Origin of the sequence: Microbacterium sp. Ag1, from assembly GCF_001005635.1 — a bacterium.
GTDB classification, from domain to species: Bacteria; Actinomycetota; Actinomycetes; order Actinomycetales; family Microbacteriaceae; genus Microbacterium; species Microbacterium oxydans.
The window spans coordinates 18,909-39,230 of the sequence record NZ_LBCR01000016.1 but is presented as its reverse complement, the minus strand read 5'-3'; the positions used below and the strand labels follow the sequence as shown (position 1 = coordinate 39,230).

The following is a 20,322-nucleotide window of genomic DNA, read 5'->3' as shown; positions in this document are numbered from 1 at the left end:
GTCTCGGCGCGGAGGATGGGTTTCGCTGCCGCAGCACTTCGAGGCATGTTTGCGCTCGCCTGGCAAAAAGCCTTGATATAGGCGACCACGTGCGCTTACAGTGATAGCGCAAACATCGATGTGGATCGTCGATGACCACTTGCGGCGCACCGGGGCGTCCTCCTCCCGACGTCGCTCCGATCGAGAGGCAAGACGTGTCGAAACCTTCCCGACCGCCCCGCGCCGCCGTCGCTCTCAGCTCCGTGCTGGCGACCGCGCTCGCAATCGGCGGTGTGCTCACCCCGGCGACGGCCGCGCAGGCCGCCGACCTCGTTCCGGTGCCCAAGACCGACTATCGCCTGCACGCGGTCTCGAGCGAGTCGGACCCCTATCCGGCGCCGCCGTCGCTCGACGGCACCGCGCTGGGGGCGTTCGACGGCGATTTCGCGACGCAGTGGACCTCGCGGTACTCCGCGAACGCCCCGTTCCCGCACTGGATCGTCGTCGACCTGCAGCGCTCGCTCTCGGTGAAGGCCCTCGACTACTCGGTCAAGAAGGGTCAGGGCGTCGCCGCCAAGACGGTGGAGGTCTATGTGACCGATGACGCGGATGTCGCGCGCAACTCTCCGGCCGACGGCGGATGGGGAGCGGCCTCGGCAACGGCGACGCTGCACGCACCGACGGCGAACGACGAGAAGCAGCGCATCACCCTGGACTCCGCCAAGGACGGCCGCTACGTGGCGTTGCTCGTGATCGACGCGCAGGGCACCACCGGGGGAGGCGCGGGTGAGATCGAGGTCCTCTCCGACGAGCCGCTGCCTCCGATCGTCACCGAACCGGAGACGCCCGACACCGACGAGACCGTCGAGATCGCCGCCGGCGGTACGACAGCCATCGTGTCGACCGAGTTCCCCCGCATCACCGGATACCGGGTGGGCGGGGAGAGCATCGCCGGCCAGCGCAGCTCCGCGAAGACCTGGTCGGTGAACGGCACCACCTATCCGTCGACGACCACCTCGACATCCTCGGCAACCGGGGTCGACTACGTGTCGACGCTCACCGGCATCGACGTGACCGTGCGCAGCAGCATCCGCGTCGCGAAGGACGGGACCGTCGGGTTCGAGGTCACCGCTGTCGAAGGCGGGGCCACCGTGACCACGCTCGGACTCCCGGACAACGCGTTCCTCTCCGTGAGCGCCGCGGATGCCGGTGCAGCGCTCGACCGCACCGTGATCAGCCCCGACAGCACGAAGAACGCCGACGAGCACATCGCGGTCAACGCCTCGACGGCCACCGGCCAGAAGGGGGCGGCCTTCGCCTTCCTGGGCAACGGTGCGCTCGTCGGCAGTGTCATCACCAACGCGACGACGCAGGCATCCGGTGACACAGCCTCCTGGAACACGCGCCTGACCACGCGCGTGACCGAGACGGCGGGACGCACCGCTGAGATCGGATCCAGCGCCTGGCTGATCCACCCGACCACCGCCGTCGACAGCCGCGTGACCACCTACGCGCTGCCGAAGGTCACCGTGCTCCTCGCCGCCGACCGCAACGGTGACGCGGCGGTCGACTGGCAGGACGCGGCGATCCGATACCGCGAGGTCGACACCCCGCGTCTCGGCGCCGACCGGGTCGCAGAGCGCGTCGTCAGCAGGATCCCGTTCAACTTTGCTTCGAGCGCGACGAACTACTTCGACCTCACTCTCGACAACACCAAGCGCATCGCGAACCAGACCGACGGCCTCGGACAGTGGGTGCTCAACAAGGGCTACGGCAGCGAAGGCCATGATTCCGCGAACACCGACTACGGCGGGAACTACAACGAGCGCGCGGGTGGGCTGACCGACCTGAACAACCTCGTCGACGAGGGGGCGAAGCTCAACGCCGACATGAGCGTGCACGTCAACGCCACGGAGATGTATCCGCAGGCGAACGCGTTCGACTCCGCGATCATCGACGGAGCGGCGCCCTACAAGCCGGGCTGGAACTGGCTCGACCAGTCGTACTACATCAACCAGCAGTCCGACCTCGGCACGGGGCGCGTGCTCGACCGCTTCCAGCAGCTGCGCGACGAGGTCCCCGGCCTCAGCGGCGTCTACATCGACGTGTACTTCTCCAACGGGTGGGTCGCCGAGGAGCTCGCGGACGAGCTGAACGGCATGGACCTCGAGGTCGCGACGGAGTGGGGCGACAAGTTCGTCGACAGCACGGTCTGGTCGCACTGGCCGAACGACCTCAGCTACGGGGGCGTGACCAACAAGGGCATCAACTCCACGATGGTGCGCTTCATCCAGAACGGGCAGGCCGACGTCTGGAACAACGACCCCCTGCTCGGCCAGCAGCGTCTGGTCGACGCCGAGGGATGGGTCGGCAACCGCAACTGGGACGGTTTCATCGACAACATCTGGACGCAGAGCCTGCCGACCAAGTTCCTGCAGCACTTCGACCTGTTGACCTACGAGGCCGGTGCGGAGGCGACTCTGACCGATGGTGTGGCCGTGCGGATGGACGGCAGCACCAGGGTCGTCACCATGGACGGCGCGACGGTGCTGCGCGGCGACTCCTACCTGCTTCCGTGGCAGTCGCTGGCGTCGAACCAGGACGCCGGCTCGCCCGTCGATGCCGACAAGATGTATTTCTACTCCGCATCCGGCGGCGAGAAGACCTTCGGTCTCACGGACGCGTTCCGGGGCAACACCACCTTCGATGTCTTCGAACTCGGTGACCAGGGCCGCGTCAAGGTCGGTACGGCCACCGCGAACGGCGGTGAGCTGACGCTCAGCGGTGACAAGGGCGCGGCCTACGTCGTGGTGCCGCAGGGCGGCGCACAGCGCGCGGCGGTCGAGTACCGCGATGCCGGTCTCGACGACCCGGGTTTCAACTCCGGTTCGCTCGATGTGTGGAACCCGCAGGGCGATGTGACGATCGAGCGCACCGACCTCGGCGGTGCGAAGAACGAGTCCCGCGGCGACAACATCGCCGTGTTCGGCCCCGCTGCCTCGTCGATCTCGCAGACCGTGACCGGGCTCACCCCCGGCCAGCGGTACGCGTTCTCGGCTCAGGTGCAGATCGATCCGACCGCGACCCGTGACGTGAGCGTCTCGGTCGACACCGGCTCCGGGGCGGTGACGCGCACGTGGAACCTCTCCCCGACGTACAACTACATGCGCGCCGACTCCAAGGCGGGCCAGTACTACCAGCGCGGCTCGACGTCGTTCCTCGCTCCGGCGTCCGGTGAGGTGAGGGTCTCGATCGGTGCCGTCGCCGGCGACGCGAAGGTGCGCATCGACAATGCCCGCGTCACCGCCGACACCACCGGCCCGTTCGCACCCGGCACGGTGTACTCGAACGACTTCGAGGGCAACGAGGCGGGTTGGGGACCGTTCGTGAAGGGCGACGCCAACGGCATCGACGACCCGCGCACCAGCATCTCGCGCCGGCATGACCCGTACGCGAGCAGCGAGTGGCGCAACACCGCCAAGCCGTTCGATGCGGGGCCCCTCGCCGGTCTGGCCGTCGACACGACGCTCAACGGCGACCACTCGCTCATGTCGCACTCCGAGAACAGCGGGGTCGTCTACCGCACGGATCCGACGCTCGTGCCGCTGCAGGCCGGGCACTCGTACCGCATCGGCTTCGACTATCAGGCCGGCGCAAGCGGGGCGTACCGCTGGCTCACCGGCACCGATGCGGTGGCGGGTGGCAAGGTCACCTCGACCACGCTCAGCCGCACCGGCATCACGCAGGCGTTGGAGACGACGCCGTTCTCGCAGGACGTGATCGTCGGCTGCGGCGACTACACCTGGGTGGGACTCGAGCGCGTGGGCGGACCGGACGTGGACTTCGTCTTGGACGACTTCACCGTCACCGACCTCGGCCCCACGGCCGGCGGCACGCCCTGCGCGACCGTCTCGGGCGAAGCGGGCGTCCTGAGCCCCGGGGCACAGACCGCGTTCACGACCACCTTCACCAACAGCGAGTCGATCGCCGTGGAGAACATCGGCGTGCAGCTCGAGGTTCCGGAGGGCTATGTGGTCGAGGTCGCCGACGGTTCGTCGAACCTGTTCGACGAGGTCGCGGCCGGCGACAGTGTGGAGACCACCTGGCTGGTCACCGCGCCGGCAGAGGCGGCGGGTACGACGGTCGGCATCGGGATAGCGGCGACGTATCTCGCCGACTGCGATGTGCGTACGGTCAGCACGACGCAGGAGGTGTCTGTGTCCTCGCGGGCACGCATCCCCAACGCACAGATCTCCGCGACGGCGAGCTCGGAGGAGACCTCGGGCGAAGACGGCGCTGCCGCGAACATGCTCGACGGCAACGCCGGCACGTTCTGGCACAGTCGGTGGAGTTCGGCGGCCACCTCGTACCCGCACGTGCTGACGTTCGACCTCGGTGCTGCCGAGCAGGTCGACGGCATCTCGTACCTGCGTCGCGGTGCCAACCAGAACGGACCCATCAAGGGATACGAGGTCGCGGTGTCGACGGACGGACAGGCGTACACACCCGTCGCCTCGGGGGAGTGGAAGAACGTCGCCGAGTGGCAGGACGTGGACTTCGCGGAGACCACGGCTCGCTACATCCGCGTGACGGCGCTCTCTTCGATCTCGGGAACACAGTTCGCCGCAGTCGCCGAGATGGCCGTCTACGGATCCTCTGCACCGCGGGCCGGCCACGCCCCGGCGACCCGTCCTGCGGATGACCTGAGTGCGTGCAACCCGGTGATCGACCCGAAGCTCGGGCTCGACAGCGAAACGGTGCGCGCCGGCGAGACGGTGGGCATGGCGCTCACGGGATTCGCGCCGCGGTCGACGGTCTCGGTCTGGCTCGACGGCTCCGGACTGACGGAGGCCACGGTCGATGCGGAGGGTGCGTTGACGACGCGGCTGCTGATCCCGACGAACACCGAGGTCGGGAAGCACCGGGTCATCGTGCGGGATGCGGCAGGCGCCGAACTCGCGAGCGCACCGTTGAAGGTCAAGAAGGCGAAGCCGGGGAAGAAGGCGACCGTCACGGCCTCCATCGGCTCTGTCTCCGCCGGCGCGACGCTGACGGTGCAGCTCCGCGGCTTCGAGGCCGATGCGCTGGTGCAGCTGTGGCTGCACTCCGAGCCCGTGCGGATCGGCGAGGTGACCGTGTCAGCAGAAGGCGACGCGGTCGCGACCGTCACGATCCCGGCGTCGACACCGGCTGGCGCGCACGCGCTCGTCGCGACCGATGCTCAGGGTGTCGAGCTAGCTCGGGGCGACCTCGCCGTCACGGCTGCGATAGGCAGCGGTGGAAGCGGCGGAAACCTCGCGACGACCGGTGCCGACGGCGCGATCTGGTCCGGGGCGGCGCTCGCGGCCCTGCTCGCGATGGGCCTCGGCCTGACCCTGTGGCTGCGGAGACGTCGCCTGAGCTGACCAGCAGACGCATGAACGGCCCGGAGGCATCCCGCCTCCGGGCCGTTCGTCTGCGCACTCGAGAAAGGCCTCCTGCACGACCGGTGTCGATATCGGGCTGTCCCGATTCCTCGGAGCACTGCCCCTGCGCAGCGCGTTGGCCTGTTGCGATGTCGCAGGATGTGTTGCGCGGCCTGAATCGAGGAGGTGCGCTGGCCGATGCCGCACTCGAGACCGCAGCCGCCGACCTCACACGGCTACGCGTCGAACTGCACCCCACGCTGCCGCTCATTCCTCGCATTCTGGCACTCCGCCGCAACATGACGGCCTACGACGCCGCCTATGTCGCGCTCGCGAGTGTGTTCGGGTGCCCGCTCATCACGCATGACCGAAGGCTCGCGCGTGCAGCCTCCGGCCATTGCGCAGTCGAGGTGCCTGTCTTACCCGAGTGACCAGGGATCAGCCCTTCACCGCGCCGGCGGCGAGGCCGGAGCGCCAGTACTTCTGCAGGGCGAAGAACAACAGCACGAGCGGGATGACTCCGAGCAGGGCGCCGAGCATGACGGCTCCCTTGTCCGGGGCGAAGTAGCTCACCATCCCGTAGAGCCCGAGGGTCACGGGCTTCAGATCCTGACTCGAGATCATCATGAGGGGCAGCAGGAAGTTGTTCCAGGTGGCCACGAAGATGAACAGGAAGATCGTCACCATCGCCGGACCCAGAAGCCGCATCACGATCGTGAAGAAGATGCGCGCCTCGCCGGCACCGTCGATGCGGGCGGCTTCCAGCAGTTCGGTCGGCACCGACGACTGGGCGTAGACCATGCCGAGGAAGACGCCGAAGGGCGACACCGCGGACGGGATGATGATCGCCCAGACGGTGTTGGTGAGTCCGAGCGCCTGGAACTCGATGTACAGCGGAACGGTCAGCAGTGCGACCGGGAGCAGGAGCCCCGCCATGATGACACCCACCGCGATGCGCTTGCCGGGGAAGGCGAACTTCGCGATCGCGTAACCGGCCATCACCGCGAACAGGGTGCCGATGACGCCCGCGCTCACGGAGTACAGCATCGAGTTGCCGACCCACCGCCAGAACAGGCCCTGTGTCCAGTTCATGAGGCTGTCGTAGTTCGTGCCGAGGTTCCAGTCGGCGAACCAGAAGCCGAAGGTCGACGTGAGGTCGGTGTTGTTCTTTGTCGACGCGACGATCAGCCAGTACACGGGCACGAGGAAGTACAGCGTGGCCACGACGAGCGCGACGATGCCGAACGCCCGAGCGGCCGGTGTGGGCGCGATCGAGGGTGGCGGGGCGTCCACGTCGCGCGGTCTGCGGGGCCGTCGGCGCGGGGAAGCTCCTGTGGTGATGAGGCGCGTGGTGGTCATGCGTCGCCCTTCCGGCGCTGCAGCAGCGCGTACACGATCGCGAGCACACCCGCGATCAGAGCCATGAGCAGGGAGTATGCCGATGCGGGGCCGCTACCGGACGGCGAGATCTCGCCCATCATCGTGTTGTAGGTGAGCATCATGGGCGTGAAGTCCTTGCCCATCCACGAGTTCGCGGCCTGCAGCACGACCGGCTCGTTGAACAGCTGGATGGTGCCGATGATCGACAGCAGCACGGCGAGCAGCGCGGCTCCCCGCACGAGCGGCACCTTGATGCGCATCGAGATCTGGAAGCCGGACGCGCCGTCGAGGCGCGCGGCCTCGTACAGGTCACGTGGCACGGCCTGCAGCGCGGAGAGGAAGATGAGCATGTTGTAGCCCGTGTAGGTCCAGGTCGTCATGTTCGCCATCGAGAACAGGATCGTTCCCGGCGCCATGAAGTCGGTGCCCTCGGGGAGGAACGGCAGGAAGGGTGAGACCTCCGGGGTGTAGAGGTACAGCCACATCATCGCCGCGATGATGCCGGGAACCGCGTAGGGGAGGAAGAAGGAGAGCCGGAAGAGGGTGGGACGGCGCACGATGAACGAGTCCAGCAGCAGGGCGAGTCCGAGGGCGACGAGGATCATCACCGGGATCTGCAGCGCGGCATAGAGCACCACGCGACCCATGCCGGTCCAGAACGCCCCGTTGGTCGCGGCGGTGATGAAGTTCTCCAGACCGACGAACGTGTCGACGAGCTCACCGCCGCCGTAGAGTCCGTCACCCGCGGGAACCTGTGCGAAGAACGACGACCGGATCGACACGATGATCGGGACCAGGAAGACCAGTACGAACAGCACCGCGAACGGCGTCATGAACAGCCAGCCCGTGAGGCCTTCCCTCCGGGTTCCGAACCGGCGTCTGCGGGCCGGATCCGTGGGGCTGCGCGGCGGAGCTTCCGGTGCCGCGCCCCGCGTCTCGGTCACTGTGACCATGGTGTCGCCTCTCGATGTCAAGACGACGGCGGAGTGCACGATTGCGCGTGCACTCCGCCGTCGATCATCCGATGATGCCTTCTCGCCCGGTCACTCCGCGACCGGGAGGCCGAGGTCCTTCAGAGAGGCCACTGCCGTGTCCTGCGCCGTGGTGAAGATGTCGGCGACCGTCGCGGTGCCGGCCACGGCTGCCGCTGCGGTCTCGTTCATCTTCGACAGCGTCGAGAAGCCCGGCGCGTAGGGGAAGTCGGGGTTGAGGTTCTCGGTGGCGGTGCCGAGCTCGGCGAGCACGTCCTGTCCGCCGAACTGGCGCAGCATCTTCTCGGGGGTCTCCACGTCGCCCTTCGCGGCCACGACGAGGCCCTGCGACGCGAGGTCGTCGACCTGTGTGTTGAACCAGTCGTTGAACTCCATCGCCTCGGCGGGGTGCTCGCAGCCCTTCATGACCGAGACACCGGAACCGCCGTCGGGGCCGCTCATGGCGCCGGCACCGAAGTCGGGGAGCTGGGCGACGCGCCACTGTCCTTCTGCCGGGGTGCCGTCGAGCGAGTCGAGGAGGAATCCGGCCTCCCATGCCGCGCCGACGTGGCCGATGAGACTGCCGTCGTTGAGGGCGGCCGTGAAGCCTTCGCCCCAGCGCTCGGTCGCAAGGGTCTGCTTGCCGTCGAGCAGGCCCTGCCAGAACGCGGCGACGCGCTCGGAGCCCGCACCCTCGGCGTCGACCTTCCACTCGTCGCCGGCGGTGCTGAACCAGGTGTCGCCTGCCGCAGCCGACTGGGCGGCGAGCCAGTTCTGCGCCTCATCGGGGGTGAACGCCGTGACGTACTTGCCGGCAGCCGCTGCCGTGGCGGAGTCCGCCGTCAGGTCGTCGAGCGTCTTCGGGGCATCGAGCCCGAGCGCCTGGAACTCGGCCTCGTTGTAGAAGTACACGAGGGGTCCGGTGTCCTGGGGGAGGCCGACGATGGCGTCGCCGACCTTCATGCCGCTGAAGGCTCCGGCCGAGAAGTCGTCCTCGTACTTCTTGGCCTCGTCCGCCACGTCCTGCAGCAGACCCTTGACGAACAGCTGCGGCACCTCGGAGTATCCCGTCTGCGCCAGGCAGGGTCCGTTGCCCGCCTTCACGTCGGTCTCGAGCTTGAGGATCATGTCACTCGACTTGCCGTCGAACTTCGTCGCCTTGACCTGGATGTCGGGGTGCTCGGCGTTCCAGCGATCGACGATCTCGGACGTCGGGGTCATGCCCTCTCCATCGGGAAGACGGTGCAGGTACTCGATCGTGACGGGTTCGCCGCCGGCGCCGTCGTCTCCGGAATCACCGGATGAGCAGGCTGCGAGGCCGAAGGCCGACACCGCGCCGACGGCGACGATCGCGGCGGTGCGGGTGAAGCGAGGGGTGATTGCCATGCTGTTCTCCTCTTTGAGGTCATGTTCCTGCGGATCGCCCTGGGCGGGGGATTGGCGTCGTGACGCCGTCGATCACATGCACATCAAATCAGAAAATGTTTGCGCTCACAAGCCTGAGATGATGACCTCTCGGCCGAAAAGGCGACGCGGAAAGGGAGCGCTGACATCGAGCAACCCGCCCGTTCGAGCGTGGCGTTCAGCGGGCGAGGAGCTCGTCGCCGACGTGGACGACGCCACCGTGCTGAGCGCCGTCGTCATCCGCGGCCGGCCAGCCGGGGAGAAGCAGCCGTCCGAGGGTCGGCTCCTGTTGGCCGAACGCTCCGGTGAGGGTGGTGAGGACCTTCGCGTCCCGCCGGCCGTCGTCGGGGTTCGCGTGGGTCGCCAGGCAGCGCACGATGGGTCCGGCGGCGCGGAAGCACAGCTCCCCGATGCGCACGTCGTCCGTCCACTCGAGCTCGCTCCACGGGTCGGCGTCATCGATCACGATGTTCGAACGGAATCGCCGATCGTCGATGCTCATCCCGAGCGCCTCGCCCAGTGCGCGGATGCTGCCCCGGCTGTGCACCGAGACGTAGCCGCGCGAGCGGTCCTGGAAGCGGGACGTCTCGCCGTCGCCGACGAGCACGATCGGAAGGCGGCCCGGGCGTCGGAGGCGGCGCCCCTCGGGGGTGGCGAGGACGAAGTCGGTGACGGCATCCGCGATCTCCCGGCGCCCCTCCTCGTCGATGCCTGCGTCGACGAGTGTCGCACCGGCGTGCACGATACGGATGCGGCGGCTCTCGTCGTCGTAACTCGTGCGCAGAGCGGCGAGCGCGGGGAAATCCTGGAGGGCGAGCCCCTTGGCTTTGGGCCAATAGTCGAAACCGTCGCGGTCCTCCGGCTCGGTCGCGTCTGCGAACCGGAACGCGAGCACGCGATCGCCGCCGACTCTGCCGTCGGACTGCACCGTCAGGGACTCACGTCGTTCGGGCGTGAGGCCCTTGATCGGGTGACGGTAGAGGGCGACGACGCGAGGCATGAGGAGATCCTCTCAGCTGCCGGCCCCGGAGCACGAAGAAACACCCGCACGTCGTGCGGGTGTCACGAACAGAGGGGCGGTCAGGCCTTCTCTAGTTCGTCCTCATCTTCGTCGGCGTAGTCATCTGCCCACTTGTCGACATATGCGTCTTCGTCTGTCGGATGACCCAGCTCGCGCTCGAGCGCGGAGTAGTTCACCGACGGACTGTACGCCTTGAGTTCGCGGGCGATCTTTGTGTGCTTCGCCTTCTGACGGCCACGGCCCATGCGCGAGACCCCCTCACGAGTTAAGCGGCGGGGTTCGAGGCCCGCGGCATTTTTCACGACACCGGATCAAAGCCGGTAAGAGTAGCATTCAGAATAGCACGCGGGTAAGCCCCTCTGGCTGACGCCAGGCTGCTGAAGGGAACGATCTTCATGACCGACGACACCTCCACTCCCTCCGACGAGGCCGCACAGAACGCGGCGCTGCAGAAAGCCGTCATCGTCGGCATGCAGGTGGACCAGGACCGACACGTCATCGACGAGGCCGTGCGCTATGCGCGGTTGCTCGGTGCGCCGCTGGTGGTCGCGCATGTCGACGTCACTCGATTCGTCACGTACGAGGACCCGGACGGCTACGTGCATTCGGCTCCGATCGACATCAACTTCGATGCCGGTGCTGCGGAGTTCGAGGCGGTCGAGGCGGCGGCCGCGGGCATGCTCGCTGGCACGGACATCACGTGGACGGCGCGGCAGCTGGTGGGAGACCCCGCGCTGGCGATCAAGCAGCTCGCGAACAAGCTCGACGCCCAACTGATCGTCGTGGGCACTCGCAAGCGCGGCATCGGCGAGTCCATCAGGGAGTTCTTCACCGGGTCGGTCGCCGCTCGTCTGGCCCATCGTCAGCATCGCTCCGTCCTCGTGGTGCCGCTCGGGGAGTCGGTGCCGGACGAGCAGAAGGAGATCTGGCCGGAGAAGTAGTCCGTCCGACCGCGCAGAGAAGCAGAAAGAAGGTGTCGGCATCCGCGATGGATGCCGACACCTTCTGCGTGGTCGGGCGGGTTCCGTGTGGCCGAGGACTCGGGTCCCGGAGGCTCAGGACCCGGAGCTGATCACGAACCGGAGCCGCTCAGTGCGACCGTCACGCCGCGGGCTGCGGTATCCAGGGCTTCCTCGAGCTCGGTGACGATCGACGGGGACAGCGTGCCGCCTTTGGCGATGTGGGTGCGAAGGTCGGTGCGCACCCTGGCCCGGAAGGCGTTGATCACGGCATCCGCACGGTGCATCTCCTCGCGGCTCACGAGACGGGAGTCGTCGGTGGCCGTGCGTGGACGGTTCTTCGCGGCGCTCCGCTCGTCCTTCTCCGCCGCTGCCAGATCTGCGCGGAGGCTCTTCATCGCATCCTTGACGCTCTGCCGCACCTCGCTCGCGATCAGTCGTACCGAGTCGGTGAGTCCCGCCTCGATGCCGGCGAGGTCGCCCTCGCGCGAGGCGAGCTCGGCCCGACCGGCTTCGGTGATGGAGTAGATGGTGGTTCGGCCGTCGACGGTCTTGGAGACCAGGCCCTCCTCCTCGAGCTTCGCGAGTCGCGGGTAGATGGTGCCGGCGCTCGGCGTGTAGGTGCCACCGGTGCGATCGGTGAGCGACTGGATGATGCCGTAACCGTGCTGGGGCGCCTCGGCGAGGAGCGACAGCAGATACAGGCGCAGGTCGCCGTGGGAGAAGACCGCGGGGCTCATGCTTCCCACTCCGGGTCGTCGGCGATCGAAGCGGGGGAGCGGCGGAGCACGGTCACTCCACCGGAGACGGAGTTCGCGCGCAGGTCGACGAAGCGCCCCGCGAGTTCCCCGGTGGTGCCGGTGTAGTTGCTGGGGCCCGAGGTGCTGCGCTCGACGCCGTCGATAAGCAGGCGTCCGCTCAGCGACCGGATCACGTAGTTCGCGGCGAGAGACTCGTCCAGACGCACGGTGGTCCCGCCCGAGACCGAGTTGACGGTGATGGTGTTCACGTCTCCTGCGGCATCGACCAGCGTGGAGCCGGAGACGATGTCGACCGTGGCCCGGCGCACGGCGCCCGTGACGGCCACGTCGCCCGAGACGCTGTTCGCGCTGATCGAGCCGGTGAGTCCGCGCACCTGCACATCGCCCGAGACGGAGTTCACGGTGAGGTCGCCGATCAGGGTGTCGACGATGATGTCGCCGGACACCGTGTTGAGGCGGGCGTCGTTGCGGAGTCCCGACACCAGGGCGCCGGCGCTGACGACACCGAGGTTCAGGGCGATCGCGCGGGGGACGGCGACGCTCACCTCGGCGCGGGGGCCGCCCGAGCCGAAGTTGCGGAACACCTCGAGGAAGTTGTCCCATCCCAGCTGCGGGTGGTCGATCTCGACCTCGCCGTCGTGGGACTCGATGCGCAGGTCTTTGGTGGTGACGCCGTGCACCTCGATGCGGATGCCCGGTTCGTCGTGGGCGATGACGTCGACCTGTCCGCCGACGAGGCCCACTTTGAGGCGGGTGACGGATTCGATGTCGATGACACGTTCCTCGCCGGGGGCGATGAGCCACTTCTCGGTCATGTCTGCTTCTCCTGGGTTGGGGTCACGATATATCGTGTGTTGCCACGATAACACGATATATCTCGTTCTTGTCAAGGGCACTCACCGCTCCCGTCGCGATATGACACCCTGCCGCGCGTTTTCAGCTGAAATATCGCGACCGGAGCGTGGTTGACCTTGACGCTGCGTCAACTTCTAGAGTCGAGGTGTTGGGCAGAGTCGAGGGTGTTGAGCGAGGAACGGAGGGGTGATGGAGAACGGAGGGGCGATGGAGAACGGAGGGGCGATGGAGAAGGACGACTGGTCTATCCAGGAGATCGCGCGGCTGGCGGGTACGACGAGTCGCACGCTCCGGCACTACGACGAGGTCGGGCTGCTGCCGCCGTCGCGCATCGCGTCCAACGGCTATCGGCACTACGACAGGAACGCCCTCGTGCGTCTACAGCGCATCCTGCTGCTGCGGGAGCTCGGACTCGGGCTGCCGCAGATCGCGGAGGTGCTGGGATCGGCATCCAGCGCGGACGCCGGGGCGGTCGAGGCCTCGGCGCTCGAGACCCATCTCGCGCTGCTGCGCGACGAACAGACCAGGCTGGCGCGACAGATCGCGTCGGTCGAATCCACCATCACGGCATTGAGAGGAGGTGAGAACCTCATGGCAGAGAACATGTTCGACGGTTTCGACCATACGAAGTACAAGGACGAGGTCGAGGAACGCTGGGGGAAGAAGGCATACGCCGACAGCGACAGCTGGTGGCGCGGTATGACCGACTCCGAACGCGGCGAGTGGCAGAAGCGCGTGTCCGACCTCGGACGCGACTGGATCGCGGCGGCGGAGAGCGGCATCGATCCGTCTTCCCGCGAAGCCCAGGAGATCGCGCGACGCCACGTGGAGTGGCTCACGGGCATCCCCGGCACTCCTGCGGCCGCGCCCGGAGGAGACGTCAAGGCGTACGTGATCGGCCTCGGCGAGATGTACGTCGCGGATCCGCGCTTCGGCGCGAACTATGCGACGTCGTCCGGCGGCACGCACGGCGCGGAGTTCGTCCGCGACGCCCTTCGCATCTACGCGGACGGCAACCTCTGAGTCGCCCCCTCCGGTCGCGATATGCCAGCCTCAGCCACGGTTTCGGCTGTCATATCGCGACCGGAAGTGCGTCGGGCCCGTACCGAACGGGCGCGCGGGGCGCAAGGGGGCGATCGCAGAGCAGCCCCGGGCGTAGGGTCGGGGCATGGCTCACGGACCCCGGCGCACGAATGCGGCGCCGCTGTTCGTCGCCGCGGCAACGGCGTACGGAGCGAACTGCGCTCTCGGCACGGCCGTCGCGGCGCGGGTCGTCGACACACGGAACTTCCGGTGGCTGCACCACCTGCTGTACATCGCCACGTGCCTCACGACCGGTCTGGCGCTGAGCGCAGCACTGTGGGGCCGCCCGCGCGGACAGAGTCGTCGCGCCGCACTCGCGTTGCTCCCCGTCGCCGCGCCGCTTGCGGCGATCCCGTATCTCGGCACGCACGGTCGACGGCACCCGGTGGTCGCCCTCACGGCCGCACCCTTCATCATCGCGGGCCTGCTGCTCTCGCGGTCCACCGCCGACCGGAAGTGAAACGCATGGAGCTGCTCGACGCCATCCGCCGCCGTAAGACCACGAACGGCGCGTTCCTGCCCGACCCTGTCTCCGAAGAGCATCAGCGCATCCTTCTCGAGGCGGCGGGGCGTGCGCCGTCGCAGCTGAACAGTCAGCCCTGGCGGTTCGTCGTGATCGAGAGCCGGGACACGATCGAGCAGATCGCCCGCATCTCCGGCGAGAGCATGACCGAGGCGATGTCGAACGGCACCTTCTTCGAGCGCTACAAGCCGTACTTCCGCTTCAGTCAGGCCGAGATGGAGGAGAAGCGCAGCGGCATGCTGTTCGACAAGCTGCCCGCAGCGCTCCGACCGTTCACGAGCCAGGTGTTCACCAAGCGCGGCCAGACGCTGATGAACACGTTCGGAGTGCCGAAGACCCTCGGAGCCGAGAACCGGAAGCTCGTCGCGGGATCACCACTGCTGCTGGGCGTCATGCTCGATCGCAGCGAGTACCGACCGGGACAGCTGTCGTCGTTCTACTCGGTGTTCAGCATGGGCGCGGCGATGGAGAACGTGTGGCTCACGACAGTCGAGCTCGGCATGGGCATCCAGTTCATCTCGTTCCCGATGGAGGTGCCGGGGCGGTGGGACGAGATCGTCGAGCTGCTGCGCGTGCCCGACGACCTCGAGCTCATGGCCGTCTACCGGCTGGGCTACCTGCCGCCGGAGCAGCGTCGTCCTGCGATCGACTGGTCGAGCAGCCAGCGCAAACTCGTGTCGCAGTACGTGTTCCGCGAGAACGGCGAGACGCCGCAGCAGGGGTGGGATGCGGGCCCGCCCCCGAGCGACATCAGTCCGGGTCCGCCGGCGTCAGGGGAGTGAGGTCCCGCAGCGCCGGGCCTTCGAGGCGGGTGCCGTCCGGGGCGAAGCGCGACGCGTGCAACGGGCAGTCCCACGAGCACTCCGCGTCGTTCCAGGCGAGCACCCCGCCCAGGTGCGTGCACACCGCGCTCACGGCACGGGTCACGCCGTCGACGGTGGAGATCGCGACCGGGCGCCCTGCGCGATTCGCCACGACGCCCTCTCCTTCGGGAGGCTGCGGGACCGGCGTGCGGCGGGTCTCCGCGTCCACCCAGCCCGAAGCCATCGCCGTCGCGACCCTGCCGCCCTCCACCGCCCCGCGCGCGATGTCGGCGGGGACGGTCAGGCGTGTGCCGATCGTGGTGATCCAGGTCGGACGGTCGCGTCGGGGGGTGCCGAGGATCTCGGAGGTGAGGCGCTGCGCGGCTGCCGGCGCGTTCGACAGTCCCCATTTGCCGTAGCCCGTCGCGAATCGGATGCGACCGAGGCCCCTGGGCATCGCGCCGACGAACGGGATGAGATCGTGCGATTCGTAGTCCTGCGCCGACCAGCGATGCGTCTCCTCGGCGCCGGGGAAGTGCAGCTGCGTCCAGGCGACCAGGTCTTCCACCGCTGCCGCCTCGCTGTCCGATCGGCCGACCGGGTGGCCGTTGCCGCCGACGACGAGCCGTGCATCGCCGCCGGGGCCGTCCGCCGCGGTCACCGGGCGGATGGAGCGCGTCGGCCCGTCGACGGAGAGGAACGTGCCTTCGGGGAGGCCACCCAGCACCCGGAAGGACACGCAGTACGACCGCAGCCCCCGAGTCTTGGCGAAGTACAGGCCGCGGTCGGTGATCGGCGTGCCCGTCGCGAGCACGACGTGGTCGGCGAAGAGCGGCCCCTGCGCGGTGTCGACGCGGCCGGCGAGGGCATGGGTCTCCGTCGCCCTGACTCCGGTGTGCAGCGTGCCTCCCGCAGTGATCAGCTCGTCGGCCAGTGCGACGGCGACGGCGACCGGGTCGATCGCGACCTGGTCGTCGAGGACGACGGCCGCCGCCACCGGGAACGGCGTCGACGGAGGCGCGGTGGGCGACAGCATCCTCGCGGGCAGTCCGGCCTCGCGCGCGGCGGCGTGCTGATCGTTCACGGATGCGATTCCCTCGGGTCCCTGGGCATAGGAGTGGTCGGTGTGACGGGTGAAGGGAACCCCCGCGAGCTCGGCGAATGCGAGCAGCCATTCCATCCCCGAGCGGTTGGCGTCGACGTACGCCCTCACGAGCGCGGCCGGGTGATGTCTGCGGATCGCGGCGAGCTGGCTTCCCTGCAGGAGCGACAGCTTGCCCGTGTTCGCGCCCGTGGCCAGCTCGGCGATACCGCCCGCATCGATCACTGCCACGTCCAGCCCCGCCCGCGTGAGCATCACCGCGGTCGAGAGGCCCGTGATGCCGGCGCCGACGATGACGACGTCGTGGTGGGCGCCCGGTTCGAACGGCGATCCGCCGGGCAGGGCCCGGTCGTGCTTCCACAGGGGGTTCATGTCGTCAGTCAACGCCGTTCGCCATCAGGATTCCACTGCCTTGACATCCGAGCGACGCACTGCCAGCCGGCGACTGTCGCGTCGCCGATGCAAGACCACAAATTGACATATCGCCCAAATGACGGAGACTCGCTCTCCGGGCGCAGCGACGCCCGCTGCGATCTACACGCGAATCAGCAGCGATAGGAAGGGCGCAGAGGAACGAGTTGTTCGTTTCTCGGCGTGCCCGCGCATCTGCCATCGCTGGAAACCATCGACGGGCTGATCGGCTGGGCAGCGCCCCCTCGGAAACTGCACCGAACGGAGAGCCAGGGGGTCGCATCGACCTGGCAGAGCTTCGGGAGGTCGCGGACGCGCTCATCGGACGCGCTCACCGGATGACCTAGGAGGTCGGTCGCAGCTTGACTGCCTGATCAATGATTGGCTGAATCAAGTTCGTCACCTCGTCGTTGGAGGCCTTGCCGTCGGGCGGCGCTTCCAGCACTCGCTTCGCGAATAGAACGAACATCGCCTGACGCGATTCCTCATCCTCGATTTCGTTGATGAAACCTCGAAACGCTTTGAGCTGGATCTCAATCGCTTGGGCCCAGGTGGCGATGCGATGGTAGTTGCTCGCCTGTCGTCCAAGATAGGCAGCGATACCGGCGAGGGCTGAGAGGATCGCGATGCGGTAGATCACCTCATGCCAGTTATCCACCGACTCTGTGGTGCTGCCTGCCGCGTAGATCAGTCCGAAAACGACAGTCACGCCGAGCGTTAGTATTGTGCCCGCGCGAAACCACCACGCAGTAACCCTGCTTCGGTCGGCTGTTGACTTGAAGGAAGTCTCAAGCGCCCCCGTTGCTGTTTTCGTAGCTGCCTTCTCCGCCAGCGCGAGGGACTTGTTTGCCGCTATTGCCGCGTCGGAAGCTTCCTTCACGGCCTGGTCGAGCTGGGAGGTGCGCTGCGTCACGTAGGTCATCACGGCGATAGATCGCTCTGCCTCCTTCGACGCTTCGTTGATGAGATCATCCAGCGATCCGATCAGCTCTTCGGATGCTCCTTGACGGAGGAGGTCTTTAAAGATCGGAGGGAATGCGTCGAGATGGCCACGAACACTTGAAAGTGCCCTGGCCTGCGCGTGGCCGACCGTGCGCCCGAAAATGTCGACCCCGGACTTTGCTTCGCTCGCGGCGTCCGCGATTGTGCGGGCCTCATTCTGCGTGAGGTCGGCCTTCTCGGCCCAGGAGAGCAGTTGAGCCCAAGCTCGGAGTAGCGGCCGGATTGTGATCTCGTCGATTCCCTGTTCAGACTCATCGAGAACCAAGTCCACTCGATGCTCGAAGTACCGACTCAGTTCGTGGAGTACCGTTCGTGGGTTGCTGGACGCCATTGCCCCTCCAGTTTATGTATGTATCGGCTCTTCAAGCGTGCTGTTCAAAGATAGCGGCAGTCGACCGCTCCTTGATTGTGGGTATATATGCGCGAAACCCTGGAAACGCGATTCTGGAGAAATCCTGGATCAGGGAAATGTCGTAATTTGGAAAGCGGAGACCGAGCGCCAACGGCTCTGTCGACGACGGCCGCGCTTTGAAGCCGCGACTACAGTGGCGGACGTGAACCTCCGCCGTATCCTCCTCGTCGCCGTCGGCGGCACGATCGGCACGGCAGCCCGGCTCGGCCTGGGGCTCGTGCTCCCACAGGGCGGGGGATTCCCGTTCGCAGTGCTCATCGCGAACATCGTCGGCGCCCTCCTGATCGGGGTGCTGGCCGCGCGTCTTCCCGCCACGGCGGAGCTGCGGCTCATGCTCGGCACTGGTGTGCTCGGCGGCTTCACCACCTACAGCGCGTTCATGACTGGCGCGCTCGAATTGTGGGCAGGTGCTCCGCTGCTGGCCACCGCCTATCTCGCCGGGAGCCTCGTGCTCGGGCTCGGGGCGGCGGCGCTGGGGCTGCGCCTCGGCCGGCCCGGGAAGGGCGGGGCAACGTGAGTGCGCTGCTGTTCATCGGCGCCGCGCTCGCCGGAGGGGTCGGTGCCGTGCTGCGGTACCTCGTCGACCTCGGGGTGGCTCGCTTCGCCGGACGCCGCTTCCCCTGGGGGATCCTGCTCGTCAACCTCACGGGCTCGTTCGCGCTCGGACTCGTCACCACCGCGCTGCCGGATGCCGCTTTCATCCTCGGGGCAGGACTGCTCGGCGGCTACACGACCTTCAGCACGGCGATGCTCGACACGGTGGCGCTCTGGCGCGACGGTGAACGCCCGGCGTCGGCGTTCAACGCGATCGGGATGCTGCTGCTCGGTCTGCTCGCGGCGGGCCTCGGCCTCGCACTCGGTTCCGTCCTGTAATCGGGGGTTGCGGGGCGCGGCTTGGTCGGGTTACTCTCCTTGTTAATCGATTAACGCTAAACGATTAACAACACCCAGACCCGTGCACCTGTCGAAGGAGACACCGATGCCCCGTACGACCCGCCGTGCTCTCGGCGCACTCGCCGCCTCAGCGGCCGCCGTGCTCGCCCTCAGCGCCTGCTCCTCTTCGACGAGCGGCGGCAGCTCCGACGGCGACGTCACCCTCAGCTACGCCATCTGGGACGAGAACCAGAAGCCGGCGATGGAAGACATCGCCGCGGCGTTCACGAAGGAGAACCCGAACGTCACGATCGACATCCAGGTCACCCCCTACAAGGAGTACTTCACCAAGCTGCAGACCGCCGCGACCGGTGGCTCGGCGGCCGACGTCTTCTGGATGAACGGTCCGAACTTCCAGCTGTACGCCTCCAACGGGCAGCTCGCCCCGCTCGACGACGGCGGGATCGACGACGCCGACTACCCGCAGGGCCTGATCGACCTGTACACCTACGACGGAAAGCTCTACGGAGCCCCGAAGGACTTCGACACCGTCGCCCTCTGGTACAACAAGGCCCTCTTCGACGCCGCGGGAGTGGAGTACCCCTCGGCGGGCTGGACGTGGGACGACTTCTCCGCCGCGGCCGCGAAGCTCACCGACCCTGCCACGGGGCAGTTCGGAGTCGCGGCAAGCCAGTACGGGCAGGAGAACTTCTACAACTCGATCGCACAGGCCGGTGGTGAGGTGATCTCCGCCGACGGCACGAAGAGCGGCTACGGATCGCCCGAGGCACTCGCCGGTATCGAGCTGTGGACCGACCTGATCGCCGCAGGATCGTCGCCCACGGCGCAGCAGATGACCGACACCAACCCCGAGGACTTCTTCCTCTCCGGCAAGGTCGCCATGTTCCAGAACGGATCGTGGGCGGCCATCGCCTACGCGGACAACGCCGACATCGGCGGCAGCGTCGACGTGGCCCCGCTTCCCGCCGGAGCAGAGGGCAACCAGAGCGTGATCCACGGCGTCGGCAACGTCGCCAATGCCAAGAGCGCGCACCTCGCCGAGGCCAAGCAGTTCGCCGAGTTCGCCTCCGGCGAGCAGGCGGCGAAGATCCAGGCCGAGACCGGCACCGTGATCCCCGCCTTCGACGGCACCCAGCAGGCGTGGGTCGATGCGTTGCCGCAGTACGACCTGCAGGTCTACATCGACGCGCTCGACGACGCCGTCCCCTACCCGGCGTCGAAGAACACGTCGGCCTGGACGAGCATCGAGAGCGAGGTGCTCTCGCAGGTCTGGTCGGGGGCGGTCGCCCCGGAGGAGGGTCTCCAGGACCTCGCCGAGCAGATGCAGGCGGCACTGGACGCCGAGCAGGAGTGATCG

At 67.6% G+C, this 20,322-nt stretch carries 18 protein-coding genes; 9 read left to right on the top strand and 9 right to left on the bottom strand.

The window, feature by feature from the left end:
- The first annotated feature begins 194 nt into the window (after nt 1-194).
- Both AAY78_RS01015 and AAY78_RS20145 read left to right on the top strand, forming a co-directional pair.
- Nucleotides 195-5,384, top strand: coding sequence for an endo-alpha-N-acetylgalactosaminidase family protein (locus tag AAY78_RS01015; protein WP_052748587.1), 5,190 nt, complete (start codon nt 195-197; stop codon nt 5,382-5,384).
- A 149-nt stretch (nt 5,385-5,533) separates the two neighbouring features.
- Nucleotides 5,534-5,815, top strand: coding sequence for a type II toxin-antitoxin system VapC family toxin (locus AAY78_RS20145; RefSeq protein ID WP_046746514.1), 282 nt, complete (start codon nt 5,534-5,536; stop codon nt 5,813-5,815).
- A 7-nt stretch (nt 5,816-5,822) separates the two neighbouring features.
- On the opposite strand, the gene AAY78_RS01005 is transcribed toward AAY78_RS20145, so the two are convergent.
- The 5 genes from AAY78_RS01005 to AAY78_RS00985 all read right to left on the bottom strand — a co-directional run bounded on the left by AAY78_RS01005 (nt 5,823) and on the right by AAY78_RS00985 (nt 10,405).
- A complete protein-coding gene (locus tag AAY78_RS01005; protein ID WP_052748586.1) occupies nt 5,823-6,743 on the bottom strand; it encodes a carbohydrate ABC transporter permease in 921 nt (306 codons plus the stop codon).
- Nucleotides 6,740-7,717: a carbohydrate ABC transporter permease gene (locus AAY78_RS01000; RefSeq protein WP_127011708.1), complete on the bottom strand. Its 978-nt coding sequence runs from the start codon at nt 7,715-7,717 to the stop codon at nt 6,740-6,742. Before AAY78_RS01000 ends, AAY78_RS01005 begins: the two co-directional genes overlap by 4 nt.
- A gap of 90 nt (nt 7,718-7,807) precedes the next feature.
- On the bottom strand, nt 7,808-9,121 hold the full coding sequence (locus AAY78_RS00995) for an ABC transporter substrate-binding protein (RefSeq protein WP_046746513.1): 1,314 nt from the start codon (nt 9,119-9,121) through the stop codon (nt 7,808-7,810).
- 196 nt (nt 9,122-9,317) lie between these two features.
- Entirely contained in the window at nt 9,318-10,139 is an 822-nt protein-coding gene (locus AAY78_RS00990; RefSeq protein ID WP_046746512.1) for an MOSC domain-containing protein, read from the bottom strand.
- An 80-nt stretch (nt 10,140-10,219) separates the two neighbouring features.
- A complete protein-coding gene (locus tag AAY78_RS00985; protein ID WP_029259537.1) occupies nt 10,220-10,405 on the bottom strand; it encodes a DUF3073 domain-containing protein in 186 nt (61 codons plus the stop codon).
- Between the two features lie 150 nt (nt 10,406-10,555).
- Here AAY78_RS00985 and AAY78_RS00980 point away from each other — a divergent pair, with 150 nt between their 5' ends.
- Nucleotides 10,556-11,101, top strand: coding sequence for a universal stress protein (locus tag AAY78_RS00980; protein WP_046746511.1), 546 nt, complete (start codon nt 10,556-10,558; stop codon nt 11,099-11,101).
- Between the two features lie 131 nt (nt 11,102-11,232).
- On the opposite strand, the gene AAY78_RS00975 is transcribed toward AAY78_RS00980, so the two are convergent.
- Nucleotides 11,233-11,859: a PadR family transcriptional regulator gene (locus AAY78_RS00975; protein WP_046746510.1), complete on the bottom strand. Its 627-nt coding sequence runs from the start codon at nt 11,857-11,859 to the stop codon at nt 11,233-11,235.
- Nucleotides 11,856-12,695, bottom strand: a complete 840-nt coding sequence (locus AAY78_RS00970) for a DUF4097 family beta strand repeat-containing protein (protein ID WP_046746509.1) — start codon at nt 12,693-12,695, stop codon at nt 11,856-11,858. The genes AAY78_RS00975 and AAY78_RS00970 overlap by 4 nt, the downstream gene beginning before the upstream one ends.
- Nucleotides 12,696-12,960: 265 nt before the next feature.
- On the opposite strand from AAY78_RS00970, the gene AAY78_RS00965 reads away from it, so the two are divergent.
- The 3 genes from AAY78_RS00965 (at nt 12,961) to AAY78_RS00955 (ending at nt 15,123) form a co-directional block, all read left to right on the top strand.
- On the top strand, nt 12,961-13,758 hold the full coding sequence (locus AAY78_RS00965) for a MerR family transcriptional regulator (RefSeq protein ID WP_046746518.1): 798 nt from the start codon (nt 12,961-12,963) through the stop codon (nt 13,756-13,758).
- A gap of 145 nt (nt 13,759-13,903) precedes the next feature.
- Nucleotides 13,904-14,278 carry a hypothetical protein gene (locus tag AAY78_RS00960; protein ID WP_046746508.1) on the top strand — a complete coding sequence of 125 codons (375 nt, stop codon included), beginning with the start codon at nt 13,904-13,906 and terminating at the stop codon, nt 14,276-14,278.
- 5 nt (nt 14,279-14,283) lie between these two features.
- Nucleotides 14,284-15,123: a nitroreductase family protein gene (locus tag AAY78_RS00955; RefSeq protein WP_046746507.1), complete on the top strand. Its 840-nt coding sequence runs from the start codon at nt 14,284-14,286 to the stop codon at nt 15,121-15,123.
- Here AAY78_RS00955 and AAY78_RS00950 read toward each other — a convergent pair.
- Both AAY78_RS00950 and AAY78_RS00945 read right to left on the bottom strand, forming a co-directional pair.
- Nucleotides 15,092-16,618 (bottom strand): FAD-dependent oxidoreductase, encoded by a 1,527-nt coding sequence (locus AAY78_RS00950; protein ID WP_046746506.1) that lies wholly within the window; start codon nt 16,616-16,618, stop codon nt 15,092-15,094. The two genes, AAY78_RS00955 and AAY78_RS00950, sit on opposite strands and share 32 nt — an antisense overlap.
- A gap of 382 nt (nt 16,619-17,000) precedes the next feature.
- Complete coding sequence (locus AAY78_RS00945) at nt 17,001-17,990, bottom strand: hypothetical protein (protein ID WP_046746505.1); 990 nt, start codon at nt 17,988-17,990, stop codon at nt 17,001-17,003.
- Between the two features lie 223 nt (nt 17,991-18,213).
- Between AAY78_RS00945 and AAY78_RS00940 the strand changes: the two genes are divergently transcribed.
- The 3 genes from AAY78_RS00940 to AAY78_RS00930 all read left to right on the top strand — a co-directional run bounded on the left by AAY78_RS00940 (nt 18,214) and on the right by AAY78_RS00930 (nt 20,319).
- Nucleotides 18,214-18,588, top strand: coding sequence for a fluoride efflux transporter FluC (locus tag AAY78_RS00940; RefSeq protein WP_231589626.1), 375 nt, complete (start codon nt 18,214-18,216; stop codon nt 18,586-18,588).
- Nucleotides 18,585-18,944: a fluoride efflux transporter FluC gene (locus AAY78_RS00935; protein ID WP_046746503.1), complete on the top strand. Its 360-nt coding sequence runs from the start codon at nt 18,585-18,587 to the stop codon at nt 18,942-18,944. The genes AAY78_RS00940 and AAY78_RS00935 overlap by 4 nt, the downstream gene beginning before the upstream one ends.
- Nucleotides 18,945-19,050: 106 nt before the next feature.
- Complete coding sequence (locus AAY78_RS00930) at nt 19,051-20,319, top strand: ABC transporter substrate-binding protein (RefSeq protein WP_046746502.1); 1,269 nt, start codon at nt 19,051-19,053, stop codon at nt 20,317-20,319.
- The last annotated feature ends 3 nt before the right edge of the window (nt 20,320-20,322 follow it).